The sequence below is a fragment of the Nonomuraea sp. NPDC050663 genome (assembly GCF_044456985.1).
In the GTDB taxonomy this organism is placed as follows: domain Bacteria; phylum Actinomycetota; class Actinomycetes; order Streptosporangiales; family Streptosporangiaceae; genus Nonomuraea.
Map to the genome: position 1 here is coordinate 54,173 of NZ_JBITGL010000027.1, position 20,281 is coordinate 74,453.

Genomic DNA, 20,281 nt, shown 5'->3' on the forward strand with positions numbered 1-20,281 from the left:
CCTTGTTTCGACACTGTTGGTCTGCCCGTGAAAACGAGCGAACCGAGTGGGCGAGGAGGGATTTGAACCCTCACGTCCTTTCGGACACACGGACCTGAACCGTGCGCGTCTGCCGTTCCGCCACCCGCCCTTGTTGGGTGCGGAGAAACAGTAGCACGGAACAGCCGGTAGTACTGAACCCGGATACGATCGCATCAGACACGGAAGCGGAGGAACAGGGTCCATCGCGTCCGTGAGGGGAGGCGCCGCCTCTATTTGCACGAGAGGGAGGTACACCCGGTGGGAGTCCTTCAGCGCTTCGAGCGAAGGCTCGAAGGCTTGGTTGAGGGGGCCTTTGCGCGGGCGTTCAAGTCCGACCTGCAGCCGGTCGAGGTCGCGAGCGCGGTCCAGCGAGAGATGGACGAACGCGCGGCCATCGTGGCTCAGGGGCGCACGCTCGTGCCCAACGACTTCGTGGTCGAGCTGTCCACGACCGACAGCGAGCGGTTGGAGGTCTACGCCGACAGCATCAGCCACGAGTTGGCCAATCTCGCCCGGGAGTACGCCAAGGAGCAGGGGTACTCGTTCGTCGGCCCGGTCAGGGTCCGTTTCGAGACCGCGGCCGATCTGGCCGTCGGCCTGTTCCGCATCCGCTCGGGCGTGATCCGCGGCGCGACGGTCGAGCAGGACGAGATCAGGCAGCCGGCCAGCGATCTTCCGCCCGCGCGTTCACACGCGTTCGGCGGCCGCCCGCGCCTGCTGGTCTCCACGCAGGACGACCCGCAGGGCGACAGGTCCTACGAGCTGACCACTCCGGTCACCTTGCTCGGTCGCGGCACCGACTGCGATCTTCGTCTTGTCGATCCCGGAGTGTCGCGCCATCATGCGGAACTCCGGGTCGAGGGTCCGCAGGTCGTGCTCGTCGATCTGGGTTCCACGAACGGCACTTTCGTCAATGGCCAGCCGGTACGCAGAATCGAGCTCCAGAACGGCACTCGCGTGACGTTGGGGCGTACGACTCTGGTGTTCCGGCGCGATTAGGGGTAGACAAACGGTCCATGTCCGAGCTCACGCTGCTGCTGATCCGGCTAGCCTTCCTGGCGGTGCTGTGGTTTTTCGTCATTGCCGCAGTCGGCGTGATCCGGACGGATCTGTTCGGCTCCCGCACGGCGCCCGCCACGGCCGCGAGGAAGGCGCCGAAGGCCCCCAAGCCAGTGGCCAAGCCCAAGAAGGGCGAGCCCAAACAACTCGTCGTCACCGGTGGTCCCCTTCAGGGCACCACCATCAACCTCGCGGAGTCGCCCATCACCATCGGCAGGGCGAACGACGCCACACTGGTGGTCAACGACGACTACGCCTCCAGCCGGCACGCCCGGCTCTTTCCTCAGGACGGTCAGTGGATCGTGGAAGATCTTGGATCGACGAACGGCACGTATCTCGACCGCTCGAAGGTGACCCGCCCAACCCCCGTTCCGCTCGGAGTTCCGATCCGGGTCGGCAAGACAGTCATTGAATTGCGCAAGTGACCCCGATATGACGATCGCACTCCGCTACGCAGCCCGCTCGGACGTCGGCCTCCTCCGCGAAGGAAACGAGGACTCGGCGTACGCGAGCGGCCGCCTGCTCGCCGTCGCCGACGGTATGGGCGGGCATGCACACGGCGAGGTGGCCAGCTCAGTCGCCATCGCCGCCATGGCCTCTCTCGACGAGGCCCCAGGGGGTGACCTGCTCGACTCGATCGAGACGGCGGTCCACGACGCCAACCGCCAGCTCCACGAGATGGTCGGGCGCGATCCGACGCTCAAGGGGATGGGCACCACCCTCACGGCGATGTTGTGGAACGGCACCCAGGTCGCCCTCGTCCACGTCGGCGACTCGCGCGCCTACCTGCTGCGGCGGGGTGAGCTCTACCAGATCACCCACGACCACACGCTGGTGCAGCAGCTCGTCGACGACGGCCGGATCACGCCGGAGGAGGCCGCCACCCACCCGCAGCGGTCGATCCTGCTGAAGGCGCTCGACGGCAGCGACGAGGTCCGTCCCGATCTGGCGCTGCGCGAGGCGCAGGTGGGCGATCGCTACCTCCTGTGCTCCGACGGCCTGTCGGGCGTGGTCAGCGCGGAGACCCTCCACGCCACGCTGACGAACATCGACGACCCGGAAGAGGTCGTGCGCCAGCTCATCGACCTGGCCAACAGGGGCGGCGGGCCCGACAACATCACCTGTGTCGTGGCCGACGTGCTGGAGCTGACCGACGGGTTCCAGGTGCCGCACGAAGCGGCGATCGTCGGAGCGGCGGGCATGAACCGCCTGCGCGGCGGCGGCACCGGTCCCCAGACCACCCAGGGCGGCTCGCCGGGGCGAAACAGCGCGGTGACCGCGCCACAACCGGTCATCACCGATGACGACGACTACCCCATGGCCCAGGCATCGGCCATGCCCAGGCGCCGTCGCCGGATCTGGCCGGTGCTGGTCACCGCGCTCGTGATCGCCCTGGGAGTGGGCGGCTACTTCGGCTACTCCTGGACCCAGTCCCAGTACTTCGTCGGCGCGACCGACGACGGCGAGGTCGTGGTCTTCCAGGGCATCCAGCAGGACCTGGGCCCGATCGCGCTGTCCGACGTCGCTGCGGGCGGCAGCACGGGACGCCGGCTGACCGACCTGTCCGCCCCCGACCAGGAGCTGGTCAAGGGCGGCTTCCCCGTCGCCAACCTCGACGAGGGCAAGACGCGGATAGCGGCGATGAAGCTCACGGCCACCCCCGCCACTCCCACCCCCAGCCCCAGCTCCTCTCCGACGGCCACTCCGAAGAAGACGCCCAGTAGGTGAGCGATTTGGTTGTAGCCCCCGTTTCCATGCCCGCCAAGCGGCGCGTGGCCCAGCTCGTCATGCTGGGCTTCGCCGTGCTGATCGTGATGGGCGCCTACGCCAACGTGGGCCTGGCCATCGACGAGCAGGTGCCGTCCGGCATGCTGACGTACGGCCTGGGCCTGGGCGGTTTCATGCTCGCCGCCTACCTGGTGCTCGCCAAGTTCGCCCCCTGGGCAGACCCCCTCCTGCTGCCGCTGGTCACCCTGGTCAACGGGCTCGGCCTGGTGATGATCTTCCGGTTGGAGCGTGCCGAGATGCCCGGCGCCTCGGCCACCACGCAGCTGCTCTACACCGGCATCGGCGTCGTGCTCTTCGCCGTCACCCTGATCGCCCTGCGCGACCACCGCACCCTGCAGCGCCTGACCTACACCTCCGGTTTCGTCGGGCTGTTCCTGCTGGTCTCCCCGCTCATCCCGGGTCTGGGCAAGACCATCAACGGCGCCAAGATCTGGATCGGCTTCGGCCCGTTCACCATCCAGCCCGCCGAGTTCGCCAAGATCGCGCTGGTGGTCTTCTTCGCCGGCTACCTGGTGGCCAAGCGCGACGTGCTGGCCCTGGCCGGCCGCCGGCTGCTCTTCATCGACCTGCCCCGCGCCCGCGACCTCGGCCCGGTCCTCATCACCTGGGGCATCAGCCTCGGCGTGCTGGTACTCCAGCGTGACCTGGGCTCCTCGCTGCTGCTGTTCGGCGCCTTCATCGTGATGCTCTACATCGCCACGCAGCGCACCTCGTGGGTGCTGATCGGCATCCTGCTGTTCGTGGGCGGCGCGTTCATCGCCGGGCAGATCTTCGACCACGTGGGCGACCGGTTCGACGTGTGGCTCAACCCCGGCAGCACCGAGTTCTACGACCGCGAGTTCGGCGGCAGCTACCAGCTCATGCAGGGCCTGTTCGGCATGGCCAACGGCGGCATCCTGGGCACCGGGCTCGGCCAGGGTCACCCCGAGCTGATCCCGCTGGCCTTCTCCGACTTCATCTTCGCCGCCACCGGCGAGGAGCTGGGCCTGACCGGCCTCATGGCGCTGCTCATGCTCTACGCGCTGATCGTGCAGCGCGGCCTGCGCACCTCGCTCGCCGCGCGCGAGCCGTTCACCAAGCTGCTGGCGGGCGGCCTGTCGTTCATCATCGCCTGGCAGGTCTTCATCATCGTCGGCGGCGTGACCAACCTCATCCCGCTGACCGGTCTGGTCACCCCGTTCATGTCCCAGGGCGGCTCGGCCCTGCTGGCTAACTGGATCCTTATCGCGCTGCTGGTACGCATGTCTGATGCCGCACGGCGCCCCCCACCCCAGGCGATCCAGAACGAAGGATTGACGCAGGTGTTCCAGCGATGAACGGCACTCTGAAACGAGCCGCCGTGGCCTGCATGGCCATGTTCGCGCTGCTCATGATCAACGTGAACTACTTCCAGGCGGTCAGGGGACAGACCGACACCTTCCAGAACGACAACCGCGACCGCCGCAACTACTTCGAGCGCTACGCGATCGAGCGTGGGCGCATCACGGCGGGCGGCAAGGTCATCCTGGCCCAGTCGAAGGAGCAGGACGGCAGCATCCGCTTCGTCCGCCGCTACGCGGAGGGCGAGCTGTACGCCCACGTGACCGGCTTCTTCTCCCCCTACACCGCCACGCAGATCGAGGGCACCGAGAACAAGCTGCTCGACGGCTCCAGCGCCGACCTGCTGCTCCAGCGGGGCATCGACATGTTCACCGGCGAGCCCACCCGCGGCGCCAACGTCGACCTGACGATCGACCCGAAGGTGCAGAAGGCCGCCTACGACGCGCTGCGCCAGAGCGGCAAGCGCGGCGCGGTCGTCGCGATCGACCCCAAGTCGGGCGCGATCCTGGCGATGGTCTCGCTGCCCACCTACGACCCCAACGTGCTGTCGGACCCCGACCCCGGCAAGGTCACCAAGGCCTACGAGGCGCTCGACCCCAAGAGCCTCGACACCCCGCTGCTCAACCGCACCACCGAGCGCACCTACGCTCCCGGCTCGACCTTCAAGGTGGTCACCACGGCCGCCTGGCTCGAGGAGGACTCCAGCCGCGACGGCAACACCAACGTCGACGCCCCGACGCGGCTCAGCCTGCCCAGCACCAGCGCCACCCTGCCCAACTACGGCGGCGCGGCGTGCGGCGGCGGCAACGTCCCGATGGCGTACGCGTTGCAGAAGTCGTGCAACACCCCGTACGGCAAGATCGGGCTCGAGCTCGGCTACGAGAAGATGCTGGAGCAGACCGAGAAGTTCGGCATCGGCCAGTCGCTGCAGGTGCCGATCCCCGTGGTCGCCAGCTCCCTGGGCCCGCAGGAAGACCCCGCCGCCATCGCGATGTCGGCGATCGGCCAGCGCAGCGTCCAGATGACGCCGCTGCAGATGGCCATGATCGCCGCGGGCATCGCCAACGACGGCAAGGTCATGAAGCCCTACCTGGTCAACAGGATCACCAACCACAAGGGCGACGAGCTCAGCGCGGCCGACCCCGAGGAGCTCTCCGAGGCGATGAGCGCGGAGTCGGCGCAGAAGCTCAAGGCCATGATGGTCAGCGTCGTCAACGAGGGCACCGCCCGCGCCGCCCAGGTCCCCGGCCTGGAGGTCGGCGGCAAGACCGGCACCGCCGAGACCGCCAAGGGCCGCGCCCCGCACGCCTGGTTCATCGGCTTCAGCGACAAGGTCGCCCTGGCCGTCCTGGTCGAGTCCGGCGCGGCGAGCGTCGGCGCGGAAGCCACCGGTGGAGGGGTCGCGGCCCCGATCGCGAAGTCGGTGTTGGAGGCGGTGCAGAGCAGGTGACCGTCCTGGGCGGCCGCTACGTCCTGACGGCCCGCATCGCGCGGGGCGGCATGGGCGAGGTCTGGCGTGCCCGGGACGAACTCCTCGGCCGCGAGGTGGCCGTCAAGCTGCTGCACAAGGACGACCCGGCGTTCGTGGCGCGGTTCCGCAACGAGGCGCGCATCACCGCCGGGCTCACCGATCCGGGCATCGCGCAGGTCTTCGACTACGGCGAGCAGCACGACCTGGCCTACCTGATCATGGAGCTGGTCCACGGCGAGCCGCTGTCGGCGATCCTGGCCCGCAACTCCGTGCTCGGCCCCGAGGTCACTCTCGACATCGTGCACCAGAGCGCCAAGGCGCTGCACTCCGCCCACCAGGCGGGCATCATCCACCGCGACGTCAAGCCCGGCAACCTGCTGATCACGCCCGAGGGCACGATCAAGGTCACCGACTTCGGCATCGCCCGCTCGATGGAGGCGGCGTCGGTCACCATGACCGGCACCGTGCTCGGCACCGCGCAGTACGTCAGCCCCGAGCAGGCCCAGGGCCTGCCGCTGACCCCCGCCACCGACCTGTACTCCCTGGGCGTGGTGGCCTACGAGTGCCTGGCCGGCCGGGTGCCGTTCACCGGCGACAACCAGGTCGCCATCGCGCTCATGCACCTCAACGAGACCCCGCCGCCGCTGGGCGTCGACGTGCCCGCCCCGCTGCGCGACCTGGTGATGCGGCTGCTGTCCAAGGATCCCGAGCGCCGGCCCGGCACGGCGATGGAGCTGGCCGACCGCGCCTCCGTGCTGCGCCAGACGCTGGCGGGCGCCGAGCGGGTCACCGAGCTCAGCATGCTCACCGACCCGTCGGGTTTCAGGATCGGCACCTACGGCGCCGCCCCGGCGACCTCGGTCCCCGAAACCCCTCCCACCCAGGCGTACGGCAGGACCCACGTGGGTGCGCCGCCGCCTGCCGTACCAGAACGACGGTCACGCAGGGGCCGGGCTGTGGTTTTCGCCACGATCGGGTGCGCCGCGGCGGTCGGGCTCGGGGTGTGGGCGGCCAACTCGTTCGAGGCGCAGCTCCCGCCCACGGTCGCCGATCCGACGGGGACGGTGACGACCAAGCCGGTGAGCAAGCCCAGCAAGAAGAAGACGCCCACCCGCAAGCCGTCGCCTGTTCCGGTCATGCCGACGAAACCGGTAGCCTCACCGTCAGCTAGCGTAAGTACGACGAAGACTCCGACGAAGCCGACTGTGACACCGACCAGGACCCCGACCCGAACCCCGACGCGCACACCAACCACAACCCCCACTTCGACACCAACCACAACCTCACCGTCAGGCTCGCCGGACCCAGGCGACACAAATCCGCCGGAAGGGTGAGACGTGATGAGTCGCGGGGTCGATGATGGACACCGGTGCGTTAGGCCGGTAACCAAGATGAACGGTAAGGGACAGTGCAGGAAATGACTCAGCCTCGGCTACTCGGAGGTCGCTACGAGCTCGACGGAGTCGTCGGGCGCGGCGGCATGGCCGAGGTCTATCGCGCCAGAGACATCCGCCTGGACCGCATTGTCGCGATCAAGACACTGAGGTCGGATCTCGCACGTGACCACACCTTCCAAGCGCGCTTCCGCCGCGAGGCCCAGTCGGCCGCTTCGCTGAACCACCCTGCGGTCGTCGCCGTCTACGACACGGGCGAAGACCTCGCCGAGGGCGCGCCCGTGCCCTACATCGTGATGGAGTACGTCGACGGCCGCACGCTGCGCGACCTGTTGCGCCAGGACCGTCACCTGATGCCGGAACGTGCGTCCGAGCTGGTCGACGGCATTCTGCGCGCGCTCGACTACAGCCATCGCGGCGGCATCGTGCACCGCGACATCAAGCCGGCCAACGTCATGATCACCCGCAACGGCGACGTCAAGGTGATGGACTTCGGCATCGCCCGCGCGATGGCCGACTCGGCCGCCACGATGACGCAGACCGCGCAGGTCATAGGGACCGCCCAGTACCTCTCGCCGGAGCAGGCGCGGGGCGAGCGCGTCGACGCGCGCAGCGACATCTACTCCACCGGCTGCGTGTTCTACGAGCTGCTGACCGGCCAGCCGCCCTTCACCGGCGACTCGCCCGTGGCGATCGCCTACCAGCACGTGCGCGAAGAGCCCATCCCGCCGTCGCAGATCAACCCCGAGATTCCTCGCTGGGCCGACGCGATCGTGCTCAAGGCGATGGCCAAGGACCCGGCGCACCGCTACCAGAGCGCCGCCGAGATGCGCGCCGACATCCAGCGCGCCATGACCGGCCAGCCCGTCGACGCGCAGACCATGGCGATGGCGACCTCCGGCACGCGCATGATGACCTCCACGCAGGCGGGTCCGACCACCGGCCGCACCACCGCCATCCCGCCGTACGACTACGGCGACGGCCAGGGCGGCGGCCGTGGCGGTCGCCGCCGGGCGGCAGGAGGAGGCGGCGGCAACGTCGCCAAGACGCTCGCGTGGATCCTGATCCCGCTGCTGATCATCGGCGCGTTCATCGGAGTCGGCTACTACTTCCTGAGCAGCAACAACGGCGCGACCGAGGATCCCAAGGTCGCCAAGGTCGTCGTGCCCAACCTCGCCGGCCAGACGAAGGACGAGGCTCAGGGCCCGCTGACCAACGCCAAGCTCGTCGTCGGCGACACCACGATGGAGAACAGCACGGAGTACGACAAGGGTCAGATCATCAAGACCGACCCTCCGAGCGGCACCGAGGTCGACCAGAACACCAAGGTCAACCTGATCGTGTCGTCCGGCCCCGCGAAGGTGGCCGTTCCGGCCGACCTGGTCGGCATGAAGCAGGAAGACGCGCTGAAGGCCCTCGACGACGCCGGGCTGAAGGGCCAGGTCAAGCAGAGGTCCTCCAGCAAGCCGCAGGGCACCGTCATCGCCACCGACCCGAAGCCGGGCACCGAGGTGAGCGAGGGCAAGACCGTCACGCTCTTCGTGCCGTCCGCGCGGGTCGAGGTCCCCGACGTGGCCCAGTGGAGCCTGAAGGACGCCGAGAAGGAGCTCAAGGGCCTGGGCTTCAAGGTCACGGTCGTCGAGCAGGCCAGCCCCGACATCCCGGCCGGTTCGGTCATCATGACCAACCCGCCCGCCGGCACACAGCTGCCCACCGGCGGCTCGGTGACCCTGGTGATCTCGACCGGTCCCGACACCCAGCCCACCGAGGAGCCGAGTCCGGATCCGACCGAGACCGACCCGTGGGGCCAGCCCACGGAGGACCCCGGTGACGGGCAGCCGGAGGACAACCCCGAGGACCAGGGCGGCGGCTGATCATGACGCGGAAAGGCCCCGGCTCGAATGAGCCGGGGCCTTTCCTTGTGCCCGAATGGAAGAACGTCCCCGCCGCTCGGGGGCAACGGCGGGGACGTTCATCAGTGATTCGTCGGCCGCCGCCGGGGTGTTACACGAGCGTTCTGAGCCAGTTCTCCAGGAGCTTGTCGCCGTGCTCCGACAGAACGGACTCGGGATGGAACTGCACGCCCTCCACAGGCGCGCTGCGGTGGCGCAGGCCCATGACGATCCCGTCAGGGGTGCTCGCGCTCACCTCGAGCTCCTGAGGCACGCTGCCGGGCCGTACGGCGAGCGAGTGGTAGCGCGTCATCCGCACCGGCGACGGCAGGTCGCGGAAGACGCCGCGGCCGTCGTGGGAGATCTGGCTCGTCCTGCCGTGCACGAGTTCGGGCGCGGTGCCGACGCTGGCGCCGAGCGCGACCGCGATGGCCTGGTGGCCGAGGCAGACCCCCAGGAGCGGCAGCTCGCACTCGATGGCGTGGTGGACCAGCGGGATGCTCACCCCGGCCGCCTCGGGCGTGCCGGGGCCGGGGCTGACGAGCACGCCGTCGAAGCCGTCGGCGTCGTCGACGCGCACCACGTCGCGCGGCCGGACATCGCACTCGGCGCCGAGCCGGCGGCAGTACTGCACGATCGTGTGGACGAAGCTGTCGTGGTTGTCCACAACCAGGACGCGGGGCTTCACTTCTGTACGGTCACCTCATCGAGCGCCACGCTCGGTTCGAGCAGGGGGAAGACGAAGTACCAGAGTACGGCCGAGGCCGCAGCGACCAGCGCGGTGGCCGCCAGCAGGCGCATGCCGAGGCTTCCCGGCAACCTCCGCCACATCCAGGCGTACATCAGACCTCCCTGGGCTCGGTGGACTTGAGCACGCCGTAGACGATGAGCCGCTGCTCGGCGGAGTACTCCGGATGGCAGGTCGACAGCGTGATCGTGGCGCGGATGGGCCGGATGTCCGGCTTGTGGGGCACCGGGGCCAGGACGTCGATCTCGTCGGGCATGACGACCTCCTGCGAGGTGACCCGGTAGACGTAGCGGGCCTCGCGCGCCTCGACCACGATCTCGTCGTCGCGCTCCAGCTCGTCTATGCGGTTGAAGGGCGCGGCATAGGTGGTGCGGTGGCCCGAGAGCACGAAGTTGCCCACCTCGCCCGGCAGGGCGGTGCCCGGGTAGTGGCCGGGTCCGCGCTTGAGGTTCTCCTGGTCCACACCCTCGACCACGGCGTACTGGTAGTCGCGGCCCAGGCGCGGGATGCGCAGCAGCGCGACGGCCTTGCCGAGCCTGAGCTTGTCCTTCTCCTTCTGCTGCGGGGCCGCCTTCAGCTCCTCCTGCAGGCTCGCCTGATGGCGCAGGGTGTAGGAGCTGGTACCCCAGAGCAGGTAGGCGCAGAAGAGAAGCAGCACCAGCCCCGCCGTGATGCTGAGCTCGCCGAATGTACGCAGCAGTGCTCTCACGCGATTCAGCGTAGGTCTAGGGATCGCCACGACATGCGCAGGGCGACTATCCTTGGCCAGGCTTCAACTACGCTTAACAAAGAGCCTGTGGACGATCCGGATGCCCAGGCCCTCAGCAGGAGTTTCCCGTGCCTAAGTCCAATTCTCGCAAGAAGGCGGTCTACACCCCGCCGCAGAAGGCCAAAGAGGTCAAGCTGAGCCCCCGCTGGCTCGCGCCGACCATGGTCGCCTCCTGGATCATCGGCATCCTGTGGATCGCGGTGTTCTACATCACGAACGTCGCCGGGGTTGATGTACCTTTCATGACCGATCTGCAGAACTGGAACCTCGGCATCGGGTTCGCTTTCATCATCTTCGGTGTGGTGCTTTCCACCCGCTGGCGTTAGTTCTTTCCACAGTCTTTTCCACAGCCTGGGGATGTCAGAGCGAGAACTGTGCGCTTCTGATCACGATCAGGATGACGAGGACGGCCAGAACCCCCACGATCGCGGCAACCTGGACCAGGGAGCGGCTGCTCTTGGGGGCATAGGCCAGGGCGGCTGAGACGACCGCGCCCGTGGCCAGGCCGCCCAGGTGAGCGGTCCAGCTCAGCATGGTGCCGCCGAAGACTCCGGGGATGATCCACGGCAGGAACGTGATCGCCAGGTTGATGGCGATGAGCACGACCACGCCTCGCACGTCCATGTTCAGCTTGCGCCCCACCACGAAGACGGCCGCGAACAGGCCGTAGACGGCTCCGGAGGCGCCCACGCTCCACGTGTTGGGGGCGTCGAGCCAGTAGGCCAGCGTGCTGCCGCCCAGCGCGCTGAGGAGGTACAGCGCGGCGAAGCGCCAGTGGCCGAAGGCCCGCTCCAGATACGGCCCGATCGCCCAGAGGGCGTAGCCGTTGAACAGGATGTGGATGAAGCCGAAGTGCAGGAACGCGCTGGTGATCAGGCGGTAGTACTGCCCGAGCCCGACGACGGCCAGCGGGTTCATCGCCAGCTCGGCGGTCAGCCGGTCGTTGGTGAGGTACTGCCCGGCGAACATCAGGGCGATGAGACCCAGGATCGTGTAGGTCACCACCGGCTTGGCCACCACGGCGCCGCCGAAGGTCGAGCGGGCCTGCCGTACGGACTTGTTGCCCTGGGCGACGCACTCGGGGCACTGGAAGCCCACTGAGGCGTTCTGCATGCAGTCGGGGCAGATGGGGCGGTTGCAGCGCTGGCAGCGCACCCAGGTCTCCCGATCACTGTGACGGTAACAGGTGGGCACCGTCTCAGAAGGCTGGGAAGGCTGGCTCGTCATACGAGCCAGCCTAAAACCCCAGGGCTCATAGTGGAGCCAGGCGACGACTCAGGCGGGAACGCGGTCGATCGTGACCTTCTCGATCACCACGTCCTGGACCGGGCGGTCGCGCCGGTCGGTGGCGGTCTTGGCGATCGAGTCGACCACGTCGCGGCCCTCGATGACCTCACCGAAGATGGTGTGGCCCTGGTTGAGGTGCGGCGTGGCGCCCACGGTGATGAAGAACTGCGAGCCGTTGGTGCCCTTGCCGAACCGCTTGCCCGCGTTGGCCATGGCCAGCAGGTAGGGGCGGTTGAAGTTGTTCTGCGCGTGGATCTCGTCGTCGAAGTCGTAGCCGGGGCCGCCGATGCCCTGTCCGAGCGGGTCGCCGCCCTGGATCATGAAGCCGCCGATGACGCGGTGGAAGACCGTGCCGTCGTAGAGCGGGTCGTTGGTCTTGGCGCCGGTGCCCGGGTGGGTCCATTCGCGCGTGCCCTCGGCCAGCTCGACGAAGTTCGCGACGGTCACCGGAGCGAGATCGGGCATGAGCTTGATCCGGATGAGACCGTGATTTGTCTGAAGATTTGCGATCAGCTTCTCAGCCACGTGGAAGCCGCCCCCTCTGCGATTTGTCCAGGTGTATTAACTATGGCCCTAGGGGCTCTAGAGCATCCTCCCACGTCTGTGGATGATTGAGCCGCCTTCTTCCGGGAAGGTCACGTGCGGGGCCCCAACGACAGGGGAGGTTGTCGTGTCCCTGACACTCAGAAAGCGCCGCGTGATCGTTGAAGTACCGAGCACGTGGATGGGCCGCATGAAGGCCCAGGCGGTACGAGCCGGAGATCGGTTCGGGCCAATGGCGGGACAGGCCAAGGATATGGCCGCGCACCGCTTCGAGGATGCCCGTTACTGGGCCGCTCCTCGGCTCGAGGATGCCGCACAGCGGCTTGAGAAGGACCTCGCGCCGAGGGTCAGCGCCATGCTGACCGACGCGGCCAGGAAGGTCGACCCGACACCGGCGCGTTCGCGCAGGTGGCCGGTAGCGGTCCTCGTGACCGGGGTCGCGCTGGGAGCGATGGGTTACATGTTCTACCGTCGCAACGCCCAGCAGTGGACCGATCACATGAAGGACTCGGCCGCCGACGCTTCGCGGTGGGTCAGCGAAAAGGCCGACCAGACCGCAGGCAAGGCGAACCAGATGGCGGACAAGGTGTCCGACAAGGCCGACGAGGCGTCCAAGAAGTACTAGCGCGTTCGAAGCCCCCGGGGTCGCACCCCGGGGGCTTCGGCGTCCGCGTTGACGTATAACCAAGCGCTTGCTACAACCTAGCAATGACGCTGTCACCCCTCGACGACTTCCCCGTCCATCAGGCGCCCCAGGTCATGCGGCACGTCGCGACCTCCGATCGCAACTTCTACGACCGCTACTACTTCAACTGCTTCTCGCCCGACGAGCAGCTGATGCTCATCATCGGTCTCGGGCAGTACCCCAACCTGGGGGTCACCGACGCCTTCGCCTGCGTACGGCACGGCGACGTCCACCGCGTGGTGCGCGCCTCCCGCGAGCTCGGCGAGGACCGGATGGACACCTCGGTCGGGCCCTTCCGCGTCGAGGTGATCGAGGGACTCAAGCGGCTGCGGGTGGTGCTCGACGACAACCAGCACGAGCTCTCCTTCGACCTGAGCTGGGAGGGCACCGTCCCGGCGACCCTGGAGCCGCGGCACTTCGTGCGGTGGCAGGAGCGGGTGATCTTCGACTCGATGCGCATGGCGCAGACCGGGCGCTGGTCCGGACACATCAGGATCGGGTCGACGGAGATCCCCGTCACGCCCGGCACCTGGCAGGGCACCCGCGACCGGTCCTGGGGCATCCGCCCCGTCGGAGAGCCCGAGCCCCCCGGCATCCAGGCCAAGAACGCGGGCACGTTCTACTGGCTCTACGCGCCCATGCAGTTCGAGGACCACGCGATCCTGTGCATCATCCAGGAGGACGAGCACGGCCGCCGGGTGCTGGAGGAGGCCACGCGCGTGTGGAGCGACGGCCGCGAGGAGTTCCTCGGCCGGCCGGAGTACCACCCGGTGTACACCCCGGGCACCCGCGACGTCGAGCACGCGATGGTGAGCTTCAGCCCACCCCGCGGCAAGCCCTTCGACGTGCACTGCACCCCGGTCCTGCCGGTCCATCTCATGGTGGGCACCGGCTATGGCCTGGAACCGGACTGGAAGCACGGCATGTACCAGGGACCGGGTCCCGTCGTTCAGGGCGTGACGTACACGCTGCCGGAGGACTCGGCCCGGATGTGGGGCATGGTCGACGCCATGGGGCGCTTCGAGTACGACGGGAAGGTGGGGTACGGCCTGTACGAATACTGGGCCCTGGGGCCGCACCCCTCCTTCGAGTGAGCCCTAGGCGGGCCTGCAGGCGATGGTCAGCGCCGCCGTGGGAGCCTTGTCCGGGTCGATGACGATCGGCTTGCCGTTCTCGTCGACGGGCGGCTCGGCCGGCACGGCCAGCGCCGTCGGCCCGTCCGCGGCCACACCCGCGGCCGCGGCGTGCGACTCGCCCTCCTCCAGCGGCTTGGCGGGCACCGCCTCACCGCCGCCCCTCAGCTCGATCTTGCCCTTGACGGTCTCCCCGTCGGGCAGCGGCTCGGCCTCGGCGGCCCTGGTGACCATCACCTCGCCCTTGCCGTCCTTGAACGTCACCGGCACGCCGGGCTTGACCTCGAACTTCTGGCCGTCGCCCGTCTCGCAGACGATGACCCCCTCGGTACCGGCCGGCCCAGGAGTCGGGTCGGCCATGGCCGATCCGGACAGGCCGGTCATGGCCAGGAGCGCTGCCGCCCCGGCGAGCAGCGCCACACGTCCTTTACGCATTGGTCCTCCCTGTGGTTCTGGATGGTGGTTCTCGGATGGTGTTACTCGGATGACCATGAGGCTGGCCGAGCCGACCTGAAGCGAGCCTGAACGCTCCCAAAATGATCTTCAGGTTCCCTTTAGGTACGATCAGGCACCCTTGACGACGTGCGAGTGCTCCTGGTGGAAGATGAAGAACGCCTGGCCCAGCTGATCAAGGACGGGCTGGCGGGCGAGGGATTCGCGGTGGACGTCGCGCACGACGGGCGGGACGGCCTGTGGCTGGCGACCGAGAACCCCTACGACGTGATCGTGCTGGACGTGATGTTGCCGCGCATGAACGGCTACGCCGTCTGCGCGCGGCTGCGCGACGCGGGCAACTGGACGCCGATCATGATGCTGACCGCCAAGGACGGCGTCTACGACGAGGCCGAGGCGCTCGACACCGGCGCGGACGACTACCTGGCCAAGCCCTTCTCCTACGTGGTGCTGCTGGCCAGGCTCAGGGCGCTGGTACGGCGGGGCGGACGGGAACGGCCCGTCTCCATCACCGTCGGCGACCTGGTCATCGATCCCGCGGGCATCCGCTGTCACCGGGGCGAGACCGAGATCTCGCTGACCCCCAAGGAGTTCGCCGTGCTGCACGGGCTGGCCCGGCGCGCCGGGGAGGTGGTGTCGAAGAGCGAACTGCTCGCCCAGGCCTGGGACTTCTCCTACGACGGCGATCCGAACATCGTCGAGGTCTACATCAGCGCGCTGCGCCGCAAGATCGACCAGCCGTTCGGGCGCACCTCGCTGGTGACCGTACGCGGCGCCGGATACCGGCTGGAGGCGGTGTGAAGCTCAACTCGGTCCGGGTGCGCGCCACGCTCGCGGCGACGCTGGTCGTCGCGGTGGCCCTGGTGGTGGTCGCTTTCGTGCTGACGAGCTCGCTGCGCGGCACCTTGTGGAGCAGCGCCAACGCGCTGGCCACGCAGAAGGCGATGATGGCGGCCTCGGGGACGCTGACCGAACGCACGCAGCCGGGAGTCACCGTGGAGCGGATCACGGGCGAGACGGCCGACGCCGCGGGTGCCGGCGACGCGGGTGTCGGCGCCGGGGCCACGGCCGACGACGCCGGTGTTGGTGCCGGGGCTGTGGCTGACCTGACCCGCGTGCCGACCTACTTCGGCACGATCTCCCCCGACGGCAACACCCTGTCGCTCGCCAAGCCGATCTACGACCCCGACATCGCCTACGCCACCACGGCCGTGGTGCCCGCCCAGATGGCCGAGCCCGGATACGCCGTCGCCCGCCTGAACGTCACGGAACCCGCCGGCGAGACGGTGACCGTCTTCGGCCGGGCCTCGCTCGACACCGCCGAGCGCACCCTGCAGACGCTCAACACCGTCCTGCTGCCGGGCGTGCCGCTGCTGCTGTTCATCGTGGCGGGCATGACCTGGTTCGCCGTGGGCCGCGCGCTGCGCCCGGTCGCCGCGATCCGGGGCAAGATGGCCGACATCACCGCCAGCGACCTGCACCAGCGCGTGCCCGTGCCGCCCTCGGACGACGAGATCGCCGCCCTGGCCGGCACCGTCAACGACACGCTCGATCGCCTGGAGAGCGCGGTGGAGCAGCACAAACGGTTCGTCGCCGACGCCGCGCACGAGCTGCGCAGCCCCATCGCGACCCTGCGCGCCCGCCTGGAGCTGACCGGCGACCCCGACCTGGCCAAGGAGGCCCTGGCCGACGTGACGCGCCTGCAGACGCTCGCCTCCGACCTGCTCCTGCTGGCCCGCCTCGACGCGGGCGAGCCGCTGCGCGCCAAGGAGCTCGACCTGAGCCAGGCCGCGGCGGAGACGGCGGCGGCCTCCGGCAGGCGGCCCGGCGTGGAGATCAAGCTCGACATCGAACCCGACGTGGTGATGCGAGGCTCCCGCGGCCATCTCGACAGGCTGGTCTCCAACCTGGTCGACAACGCCGTACGGCACGCGGACTCGATGGTGGTGGTGCGCGTCCACGAGCAGGCCGGCCAGGCCGTGCTGGAAGTGCTCGACGACGGGCCCGGCATCCCCGAGGAGTCGCGCGAGGCGGTGTTCGACCGCTTCACCAGGCTCGACGAGGCCAGGGCCAGGGACGCCGGCGGGGCGGGGCTGGGGTTGCCGATCGCGCGCGACATCGCCGCGCTCCACGGCGGGACCCTGGTGGCCCAGGACGGCGGCTTCGTCGCCCGTTTTCCCTTGAACCACACGCGTGGTGCCGTACGTGAGGACGGTTGAGGAGGCAACCATGCTCACACGCCGCGCAGTGATCATCAGAGGAGGAGCAGCCACCGCAGCCGGTGCTTCGGTGCTGTTCTTATGGGCAGAACCCGCAGAGGCCGGGCCGATCCTGGCCAAGACCAAGAACATCCCCGTGGGCGGCGGGAGGGTCATCAAGGGCAAGTACGTCATCACCCGCCCCAGCAAGAAGGTCTTCCGCTGCTTCACCGCCAAGTGCACCCACCAGGGCTGCACGGTCGCCGGTGTCAGCGGCGGCACGATCAACTGCCCGTGTCACGGCAGCAAGTTCAGCATCCGCACCGGAGCGGTCGTCAACGGCCCCGCCACCAGGAGCCTCACCCGCAAGAAGATCACGGTGGCCAAGGGCGTGATCAGGCTGGCGTGAGCGCCAGCACGTAGGCCGTGTTCCGGCGGTAGGTGCGGAACCCGGCTCTCTCATAGATGCCCGGGGCGCCGGACGGGCTGTCGGCGTCGACGTTCAAGGCGGCCTTGCCGAAGCCCTGGCCCTGGAAGGCGGCGAGGGCGTGCGCGATCATCGAGCCCGCCACGCCCTTGCCGCGCCACTCGCGCAGGGTGCCGATGAGGTGGATGTAGGCCTCCTTGACGCCCGTCGCGGCGGTGTCGGCCTCGTAGTGGGCGGTCAGCAGGATGCCGACCACGTCGTCGCCGTCGAGCGCCAGGAAGGACGACTCCGGGGCGAAGGAGCGTCCGCCGACGAAGTACGTCCACGTCTCCTCGGTCTGCGGCACGCTGCCCCAGTGGTCGACGAAGGCCGCGTTGCGCACCGCCAGCGCGCCCAGGCTCAGCTCCGGGCGCCAGGCGACGATCTCGATGCCCTCGGGCACGGGCACCGCGGCGACCTCGGCCTTGAGCTCCTGCTCCATGTCGTAGAACCAGCGCACCGGCTTGAAACCGACCTGCTCCAGCAGGACCTGCTCGCCGCGGTTCTTCTCGAACGAGCCCGCGTGCAGTTCCAGCGGAACTCCCGGATAGCGGCGCTCGCTCAGGCCGGGGGCGCGCTCGACCGCCCAGTCCAGCAGCCGCCTGCCGTACCCGCGCCTGCGGAAGTCGGGGTGGATGTCGCCGCCGATGAACATCCAGTGAGCCTGCTCGGCCGTCTGCCTGGCGATCAGGTGCACGTAGCCGAGGATGCGCTCGCCGTCGCGCAGGGCGAGGGTGCCTTCGTCGAGTTCGAGCAGGGGATTGTCGAGGAACTCCGCCAGGTCCTCGGCGGAGTAGTTCTCGCCGGCCCGGTCGGCCGCTTCGATCTCGGCCGACAGGACGGCCAGTGCCTGGGCGTCATCCTTGGTGAGGGGGCTCCAGGTAAGGCTCATGCCATGAAGGGTATTTCACCAGGTCAAATGATTTTCCTGACATATACCGATCCCCGGTTGGTCGCGTGGAATCCGGCCTTCTCGTACACCCGGACCGCGCCCGTGCCGTTGTCGGCGTCCACGCCGAGCTCGACGGTGGCGTAGCCCTGCTGCCGGTAGAAGCGCAACGCATGGCCGAGCAGAGCGCCGGCCACTCCCCGGCCGCGCCACCCGGCGAGGGTTCCGACGATCGCGATCCACACGTACGGCGAGCCGTTGGGGGCGGTGTGCTCCTGCGCCATCACGATGCCCACCACACCCTGCCCGTCGGGGACTGGGTCTGGCCCAACGCTGGCTCGGTCTCGCCCGTCGCGGGCTGGACCTCGCCCGTCGCCAGCTCGGTCTTGTCCGTCGCCAGCTCGGTCTTGTCCGTCGCCAGCTCGGTCTTGTCCGTCCCCTGCTCGGTCTCGTCCGGCGAGGGCCAGGAAGGAGCCCTGCGGCAGGAAGTGCCGCCCCGTGACGTAGTGACGCCAGCTCTCCCCCGTGTGCGGCACCGAGCCCCAGTGGTCACTGAACGACTCGTTGCGTACGGCACGCGCCCCGGCGTCCAGCTCGGGCGACCACGGCACGATCTCGATGCCCTCCGGCACGTTCACCTGGGGCAGCGGGCCCGACAGATCCGCCTCCATGTCCAGGAACGACCGGCTCTTGACGAACCCCAGGCTCATCGCCAGCGCCGCCCTGTCGTGGGTGCGGTCGTCGGCGCCCACGTGCAGCTCCAGGCCGCCGACCCCGGGGAAGCGCCGTTCGTGCAGCTTGGGAGCCTGCTCGACGGCCCACTCCAGGATGCGCGTGCCGTACCCCTGACGGCGGAACTCGGGATGCACCCCGCCTCCCACCACCATCGGGTGGGTGTCGGTGGCGTTCTGCTTCACGGGCAGGTAGCCGTAGGCCACGATCCGGTCGCCGACGCGGGCCGCCAAGGTGCCGTCGGCCAGGTCGAGCAGCGGGTTGCGCAGCCGCTCGCGGACGTCGGCCTCGGTGTGGGTCTCACCCAGCTCGTCGGCGGCCTCGATGGCCGTGAGGAGGGCGGCCAGGCGCGGCACGTCGTCCTCGGTCAGGGTCCCCCAGGTTGCTTCCATTCCCCCATTTAAGCCATTTCGCGGCTTATGGGAGCTGCCCGTCGAGTTGCTGGAAGGCACGCTCGAACGCCATCCGCTGCGCGTCCTCGGGGAAGGCCGCATCGATCATGCTCACCGCGCGCAGGCCGCTCGACCGGTAGGCATAGTCGGCATATTCCGCCAGCCAGGCCAGGTCGGCCTGCTGGCGTTCGACGAACTGCCTGGTCACCGCCGCCCCGTGGCCGGGGACGAAGGTGTCGGCGTCGAGGTCCTGCAGCATCCTGTGCAGGGTGACGGGCCAGTCGAGGGGGAAGGAGTCGCCGAAGTACGGCACCTCCTCGATCAGGTCACCCACGAAGGCCGTCCCGACATCGGGGACATGCACCACGATGTCATGATCCGTATGGCCTCTACCGAAATACCGCAGATGCACCTCACGGCCGCCGATATCCAGCGTCGCGCGGTCCGCGAACGTATGGGTCGGGGGGACGATCGCCACCTCGCGGATCTCCTCGTGCCGCTCCTCCGGCAGGAAAGCGAGCACGTTCGAGCGCTGGAGCTCGCCCGTCTCGTCGAGGTCCTTGACGGCCAGGACGTGGCCCCAGATCTCGGCTGGGGCGAAGGGGGCGTTGCCGAAGCAGTGGTCCCAGTGGGCGTGGGTGTTGACGACGGTCCAGGCGGTGGGGGTGACCTCGCGGATGGCCCGGATGAGCTCGGCGGCGTGACGGTGCGAGGCGCGCGTGTCGACGACCAGGCAGTGGTCGTCGCCCAGCACCAGGCCGATGGTGAGGTTGGCGCTCTGGTGCCTGCGGATGTAGAGGCGGTCTGCGATTTCCTGCCATCGTTCGGTCACCGGGACCACGATAGAGCCAGCCCCTCACGCCAGCCCCCGCCCTTCGAGGCCAGCCACCCACCTCGGCCCCCGCTCCCCAAGGGCAGCCACCCACCTCAGCCCCGCCTCCTCAAAGCCAGCCACCCACCTCAGCCTCGCTCCCTCAAAGCCAGCCACCCACCTCAGCCTCGCTCCCTCAAAGCCAGCCACCCACCTCAGCCTCGCTCCCT

Annotated in this window: 22 protein-coding genes and 1 tRNA gene; 13 read left to right on the forward strand and 10 right to left on the reverse strand. The window is 68.8% G+C overall.

Going from position 1 to position 20,281, the window contains the following annotated elements; all coding sequences use genetic code 11:
* Positions 1–47: 47 nt before the first annotated feature.
* A tRNA-Leu gene (locus tag ACIBH1_RS46110) sits at positions 48–130 on the reverse strand.
* 149 nt (positions 131–279) lie between these two features.
* Between ACIBH1_RS46110 and ACIBH1_RS46115 the strand changes: the two genes are divergently transcribed.
* The 7 genes from ACIBH1_RS46115 to pknB all read left to right on the forward strand — a co-directional run bounded on the left by ACIBH1_RS46115 (position 280) and on the right by pknB (position 8,927).
* A complete protein-coding gene (locus ACIBH1_RS46115; protein ID WP_181610459.1) occupies positions 280–1,020 on the forward strand; it encodes a DUF3662 and FHA domain-containing protein in 741 nt (246 codons plus the stop codon).
* A 17-nt stretch (positions 1,021–1,037) separates the two neighbouring features.
* Positions 1,038–1,505 carry an FHA domain-containing protein gene (locus tag ACIBH1_RS46120; protein WP_181610460.1) on the forward strand — a complete coding sequence of 156 codons (468 nt, stop codon included), beginning with the start codon at positions 1,038–1,040 and terminating at the stop codon, positions 1,503–1,505.
* 7 nt (positions 1,506–1,512) lie between these two features.
* Positions 1,513–2,808: a Stp1/IreP family PP2C-type Ser/Thr phosphatase gene (locus tag ACIBH1_RS46125; protein WP_397320469.1), complete on the forward strand. Its 1,296-nt coding sequence runs from the start codon at positions 1,513–1,515 to the stop codon at positions 2,806–2,808.
* 26 nt (positions 2,809–2,834) lie between these two features.
* The gene (locus tag ACIBH1_RS46130) at positions 2,835–4,184 is read left to right on the forward strand and encodes an FtsW/RodA/SpoVE family cell cycle protein (protein ID WP_397320497.1); all 1,350 of its coding nucleotides are present in this window, start codon (positions 2,835–2,837) and stop codon (positions 4,182–4,184) included.
* The gene (locus ACIBH1_RS46135; protein ID WP_397320471.1) at positions 4,181–5,638 is read left to right on the forward strand and encodes a peptidoglycan D,D-transpeptidase FtsI family protein; all 1,458 of its coding nucleotides are present in this window, start codon (positions 4,181–4,183) and stop codon (positions 5,636–5,638) included. Before ACIBH1_RS46130 ends, ACIBH1_RS46135 begins: the two co-directional genes overlap by 4 nt.
* Entirely contained in the window at positions 5,635–6,993 is a 1,359-nt protein-coding gene (locus ACIBH1_RS46140; RefSeq protein ID WP_397320472.1) for a protein kinase, read from the forward strand. Before ACIBH1_RS46135 ends, ACIBH1_RS46140 begins: the two co-directional genes overlap by 4 nt.
* Positions 6,994–7,076: 83 nt before the next feature.
* Positions 7,077–8,927, forward strand: coding sequence for a Stk1 family PASTA domain-containing Ser/Thr kinase (gene pknB / locus ACIBH1_RS46145; protein WP_397320473.1), 1,851 nt, complete (start codon positions 7,077–7,079; stop codon positions 8,925–8,927).
* A gap of 130 nt (positions 8,928–9,057) precedes the next feature.
* Here pknB and ACIBH1_RS46150 read toward each other — a convergent pair whose 3' ends face one another.
* From ACIBH1_RS46150 to ACIBH1_RS46160, 3 genes are read right to left on the reverse strand one after another with little or no spacing between them, the layout of a single operon-like run.
* Positions 9,058–9,633, reverse strand: a complete 576-nt coding sequence (locus ACIBH1_RS46150; RefSeq protein WP_397320474.1) for an anthranilate synthase component II — start codon at positions 9,631–9,633, stop codon at positions 9,058–9,060.
* Entirely contained in the window at positions 9,630–9,788 is a 159-nt protein-coding gene (locus tag ACIBH1_RS46155; RefSeq protein WP_397320475.1) for a hypothetical protein, read from the reverse strand. The genes ACIBH1_RS46150 and ACIBH1_RS46155 overlap by 4 nt, the downstream gene beginning before the upstream one ends.
* On the reverse strand, positions 9,788–10,402 hold the full coding sequence (locus ACIBH1_RS46160; RefSeq protein ID WP_397320476.1) for a class E sortase: 615 nt from the start codon (positions 10,400–10,402) through the stop codon (positions 9,788–9,790). The genes ACIBH1_RS46155 and ACIBH1_RS46160 overlap by 1 nt, the downstream gene beginning before the upstream one ends.
* 128 nt (positions 10,403–10,530) lie before the next feature.
* Here ACIBH1_RS46160 and ACIBH1_RS46165 point away from each other — a divergent pair, with 128 nt between their 5' ends.
* Complete coding sequence (locus ACIBH1_RS46165) at positions 10,531–10,788, forward strand: cell division protein CrgA (RefSeq protein WP_397320477.1); 258 nt, start codon at positions 10,531–10,533, stop codon at positions 10,786–10,788.
* A gap of 34 nt (positions 10,789–10,822) precedes the next feature.
* Here the strand turns inward: ACIBH1_RS46165 and ACIBH1_RS46170 are convergent, their stop codons facing one another.
* Together ACIBH1_RS46170 and ACIBH1_RS46175 are read right to left on the reverse strand one after the other, a co-directional pair.
* Entirely contained in the window at positions 10,823–11,575 is a 753-nt protein-coding gene (locus ACIBH1_RS46170) for a rhomboid family intramembrane serine protease (protein WP_397320478.1), read from the reverse strand.
* Between the two features lie 162 nt (positions 11,576–11,737).
* Positions 11,738–12,262 carry a peptidylprolyl isomerase gene (locus ACIBH1_RS46175; RefSeq protein ID WP_397320498.1) on the reverse strand — a complete coding sequence of 175 codons (525 nt, stop codon included), beginning with the start codon at positions 12,260–12,262 and terminating at the stop codon, positions 11,738–11,740.
* 157 nt (positions 12,263–12,419) lie between these two features.
* Here ACIBH1_RS46175 and ACIBH1_RS46180 point away from each other — a divergent pair, with 157 nt between their 5' ends.
* Entirely contained in the window at positions 12,420–12,917 is a 498-nt protein-coding gene (locus ACIBH1_RS46180; RefSeq protein WP_397320479.1) for a hypothetical protein, read from the forward strand.
* A gap of 83 nt (positions 12,918–13,000) precedes the next feature.
* The gene (locus ACIBH1_RS46185) at positions 13,001–14,071 is read left to right on the forward strand and encodes a hypothetical protein (protein WP_397320480.1); all 1,071 of its coding nucleotides are present in this window, start codon (positions 13,001–13,003) and stop codon (positions 14,069–14,071) included.
* A gap of 3 nt (positions 14,072–14,074) precedes the next feature.
* On the opposite strand, the gene ACIBH1_RS46190 is transcribed toward ACIBH1_RS46185, so the two are convergent.
* Complete coding sequence (locus ACIBH1_RS46190; RefSeq protein ID WP_397320481.1) at positions 14,075–14,545, reverse strand: hypothetical protein; 471 nt, start codon at positions 14,543–14,545, stop codon at positions 14,075–14,077.
* Between the two features lie 147 nt (positions 14,546–14,692).
* On the opposite strand from ACIBH1_RS46190, the gene ACIBH1_RS46195 reads away from it, so the two are divergent.
* The 3 genes from ACIBH1_RS46195 to ACIBH1_RS46205 are packed head-to-tail and all read left to right on the forward strand — an operon-like array spanning position 14,693 to position 17,170.
* Positions 14,693–15,364, forward strand: coding sequence for a response regulator transcription factor (locus tag ACIBH1_RS46195; RefSeq protein WP_397320482.1), 672 nt, complete (start codon positions 14,693–14,695; stop codon positions 15,362–15,364).
* Positions 15,361–16,782: an ATP-binding protein gene (locus ACIBH1_RS46200; protein WP_397320483.1), complete on the forward strand. Its 1,422-nt coding sequence runs from the start codon at positions 15,361–15,363 to the stop codon at positions 16,780–16,782. The genes ACIBH1_RS46195 and ACIBH1_RS46200 overlap by 4 nt, the downstream gene beginning before the upstream one ends.
* A 10-nt stretch (positions 16,783–16,792) precedes the next feature.
* Positions 16,793–17,170 carry a Rieske (2Fe-2S) protein gene (locus ACIBH1_RS46205; protein ID WP_397320484.1) on the forward strand — a complete coding sequence of 126 codons (378 nt, stop codon included), beginning with the start codon at positions 16,793–16,795 and terminating at the stop codon, positions 17,168–17,170.
* Here ACIBH1_RS46205 and ACIBH1_RS46210 read toward each other — a convergent pair.
* Genes ACIBH1_RS46210 through ACIBH1_RS46220 form a run of 3 tightly spaced genes read right to left on the reverse strand, consistent with a single transcriptional unit; the run spans position 17,157 to position 20,072 of the window.
* Complete coding sequence (locus ACIBH1_RS46210; protein ID WP_397320485.1) at positions 17,157–18,119, reverse strand: GNAT family N-acetyltransferase; 963 nt, start codon at positions 18,117–18,119, stop codon at positions 17,157–17,159. The genes ACIBH1_RS46205 and ACIBH1_RS46210 overlap by 14 nt on opposite strands.
* A gap of 23 nt (positions 18,120–18,142) precedes the next feature.
* Entirely contained in the window at positions 18,143–19,240 is a 1,098-nt protein-coding gene (locus ACIBH1_RS46215; protein ID WP_397320486.1) for a GNAT family N-acetyltransferase, read from the reverse strand.
* A gap of 25 nt (positions 19,241–19,265) precedes the next feature.
* Positions 19,266–20,072, reverse strand: a complete 807-nt coding sequence (locus tag ACIBH1_RS46220; RefSeq protein ID WP_397320487.1) for an MBL fold metallo-hydrolase — start codon at positions 20,070–20,072, stop codon at positions 19,266–19,268.
* Positions 20,073–20,281: the final 209 nt, after the last annotated feature.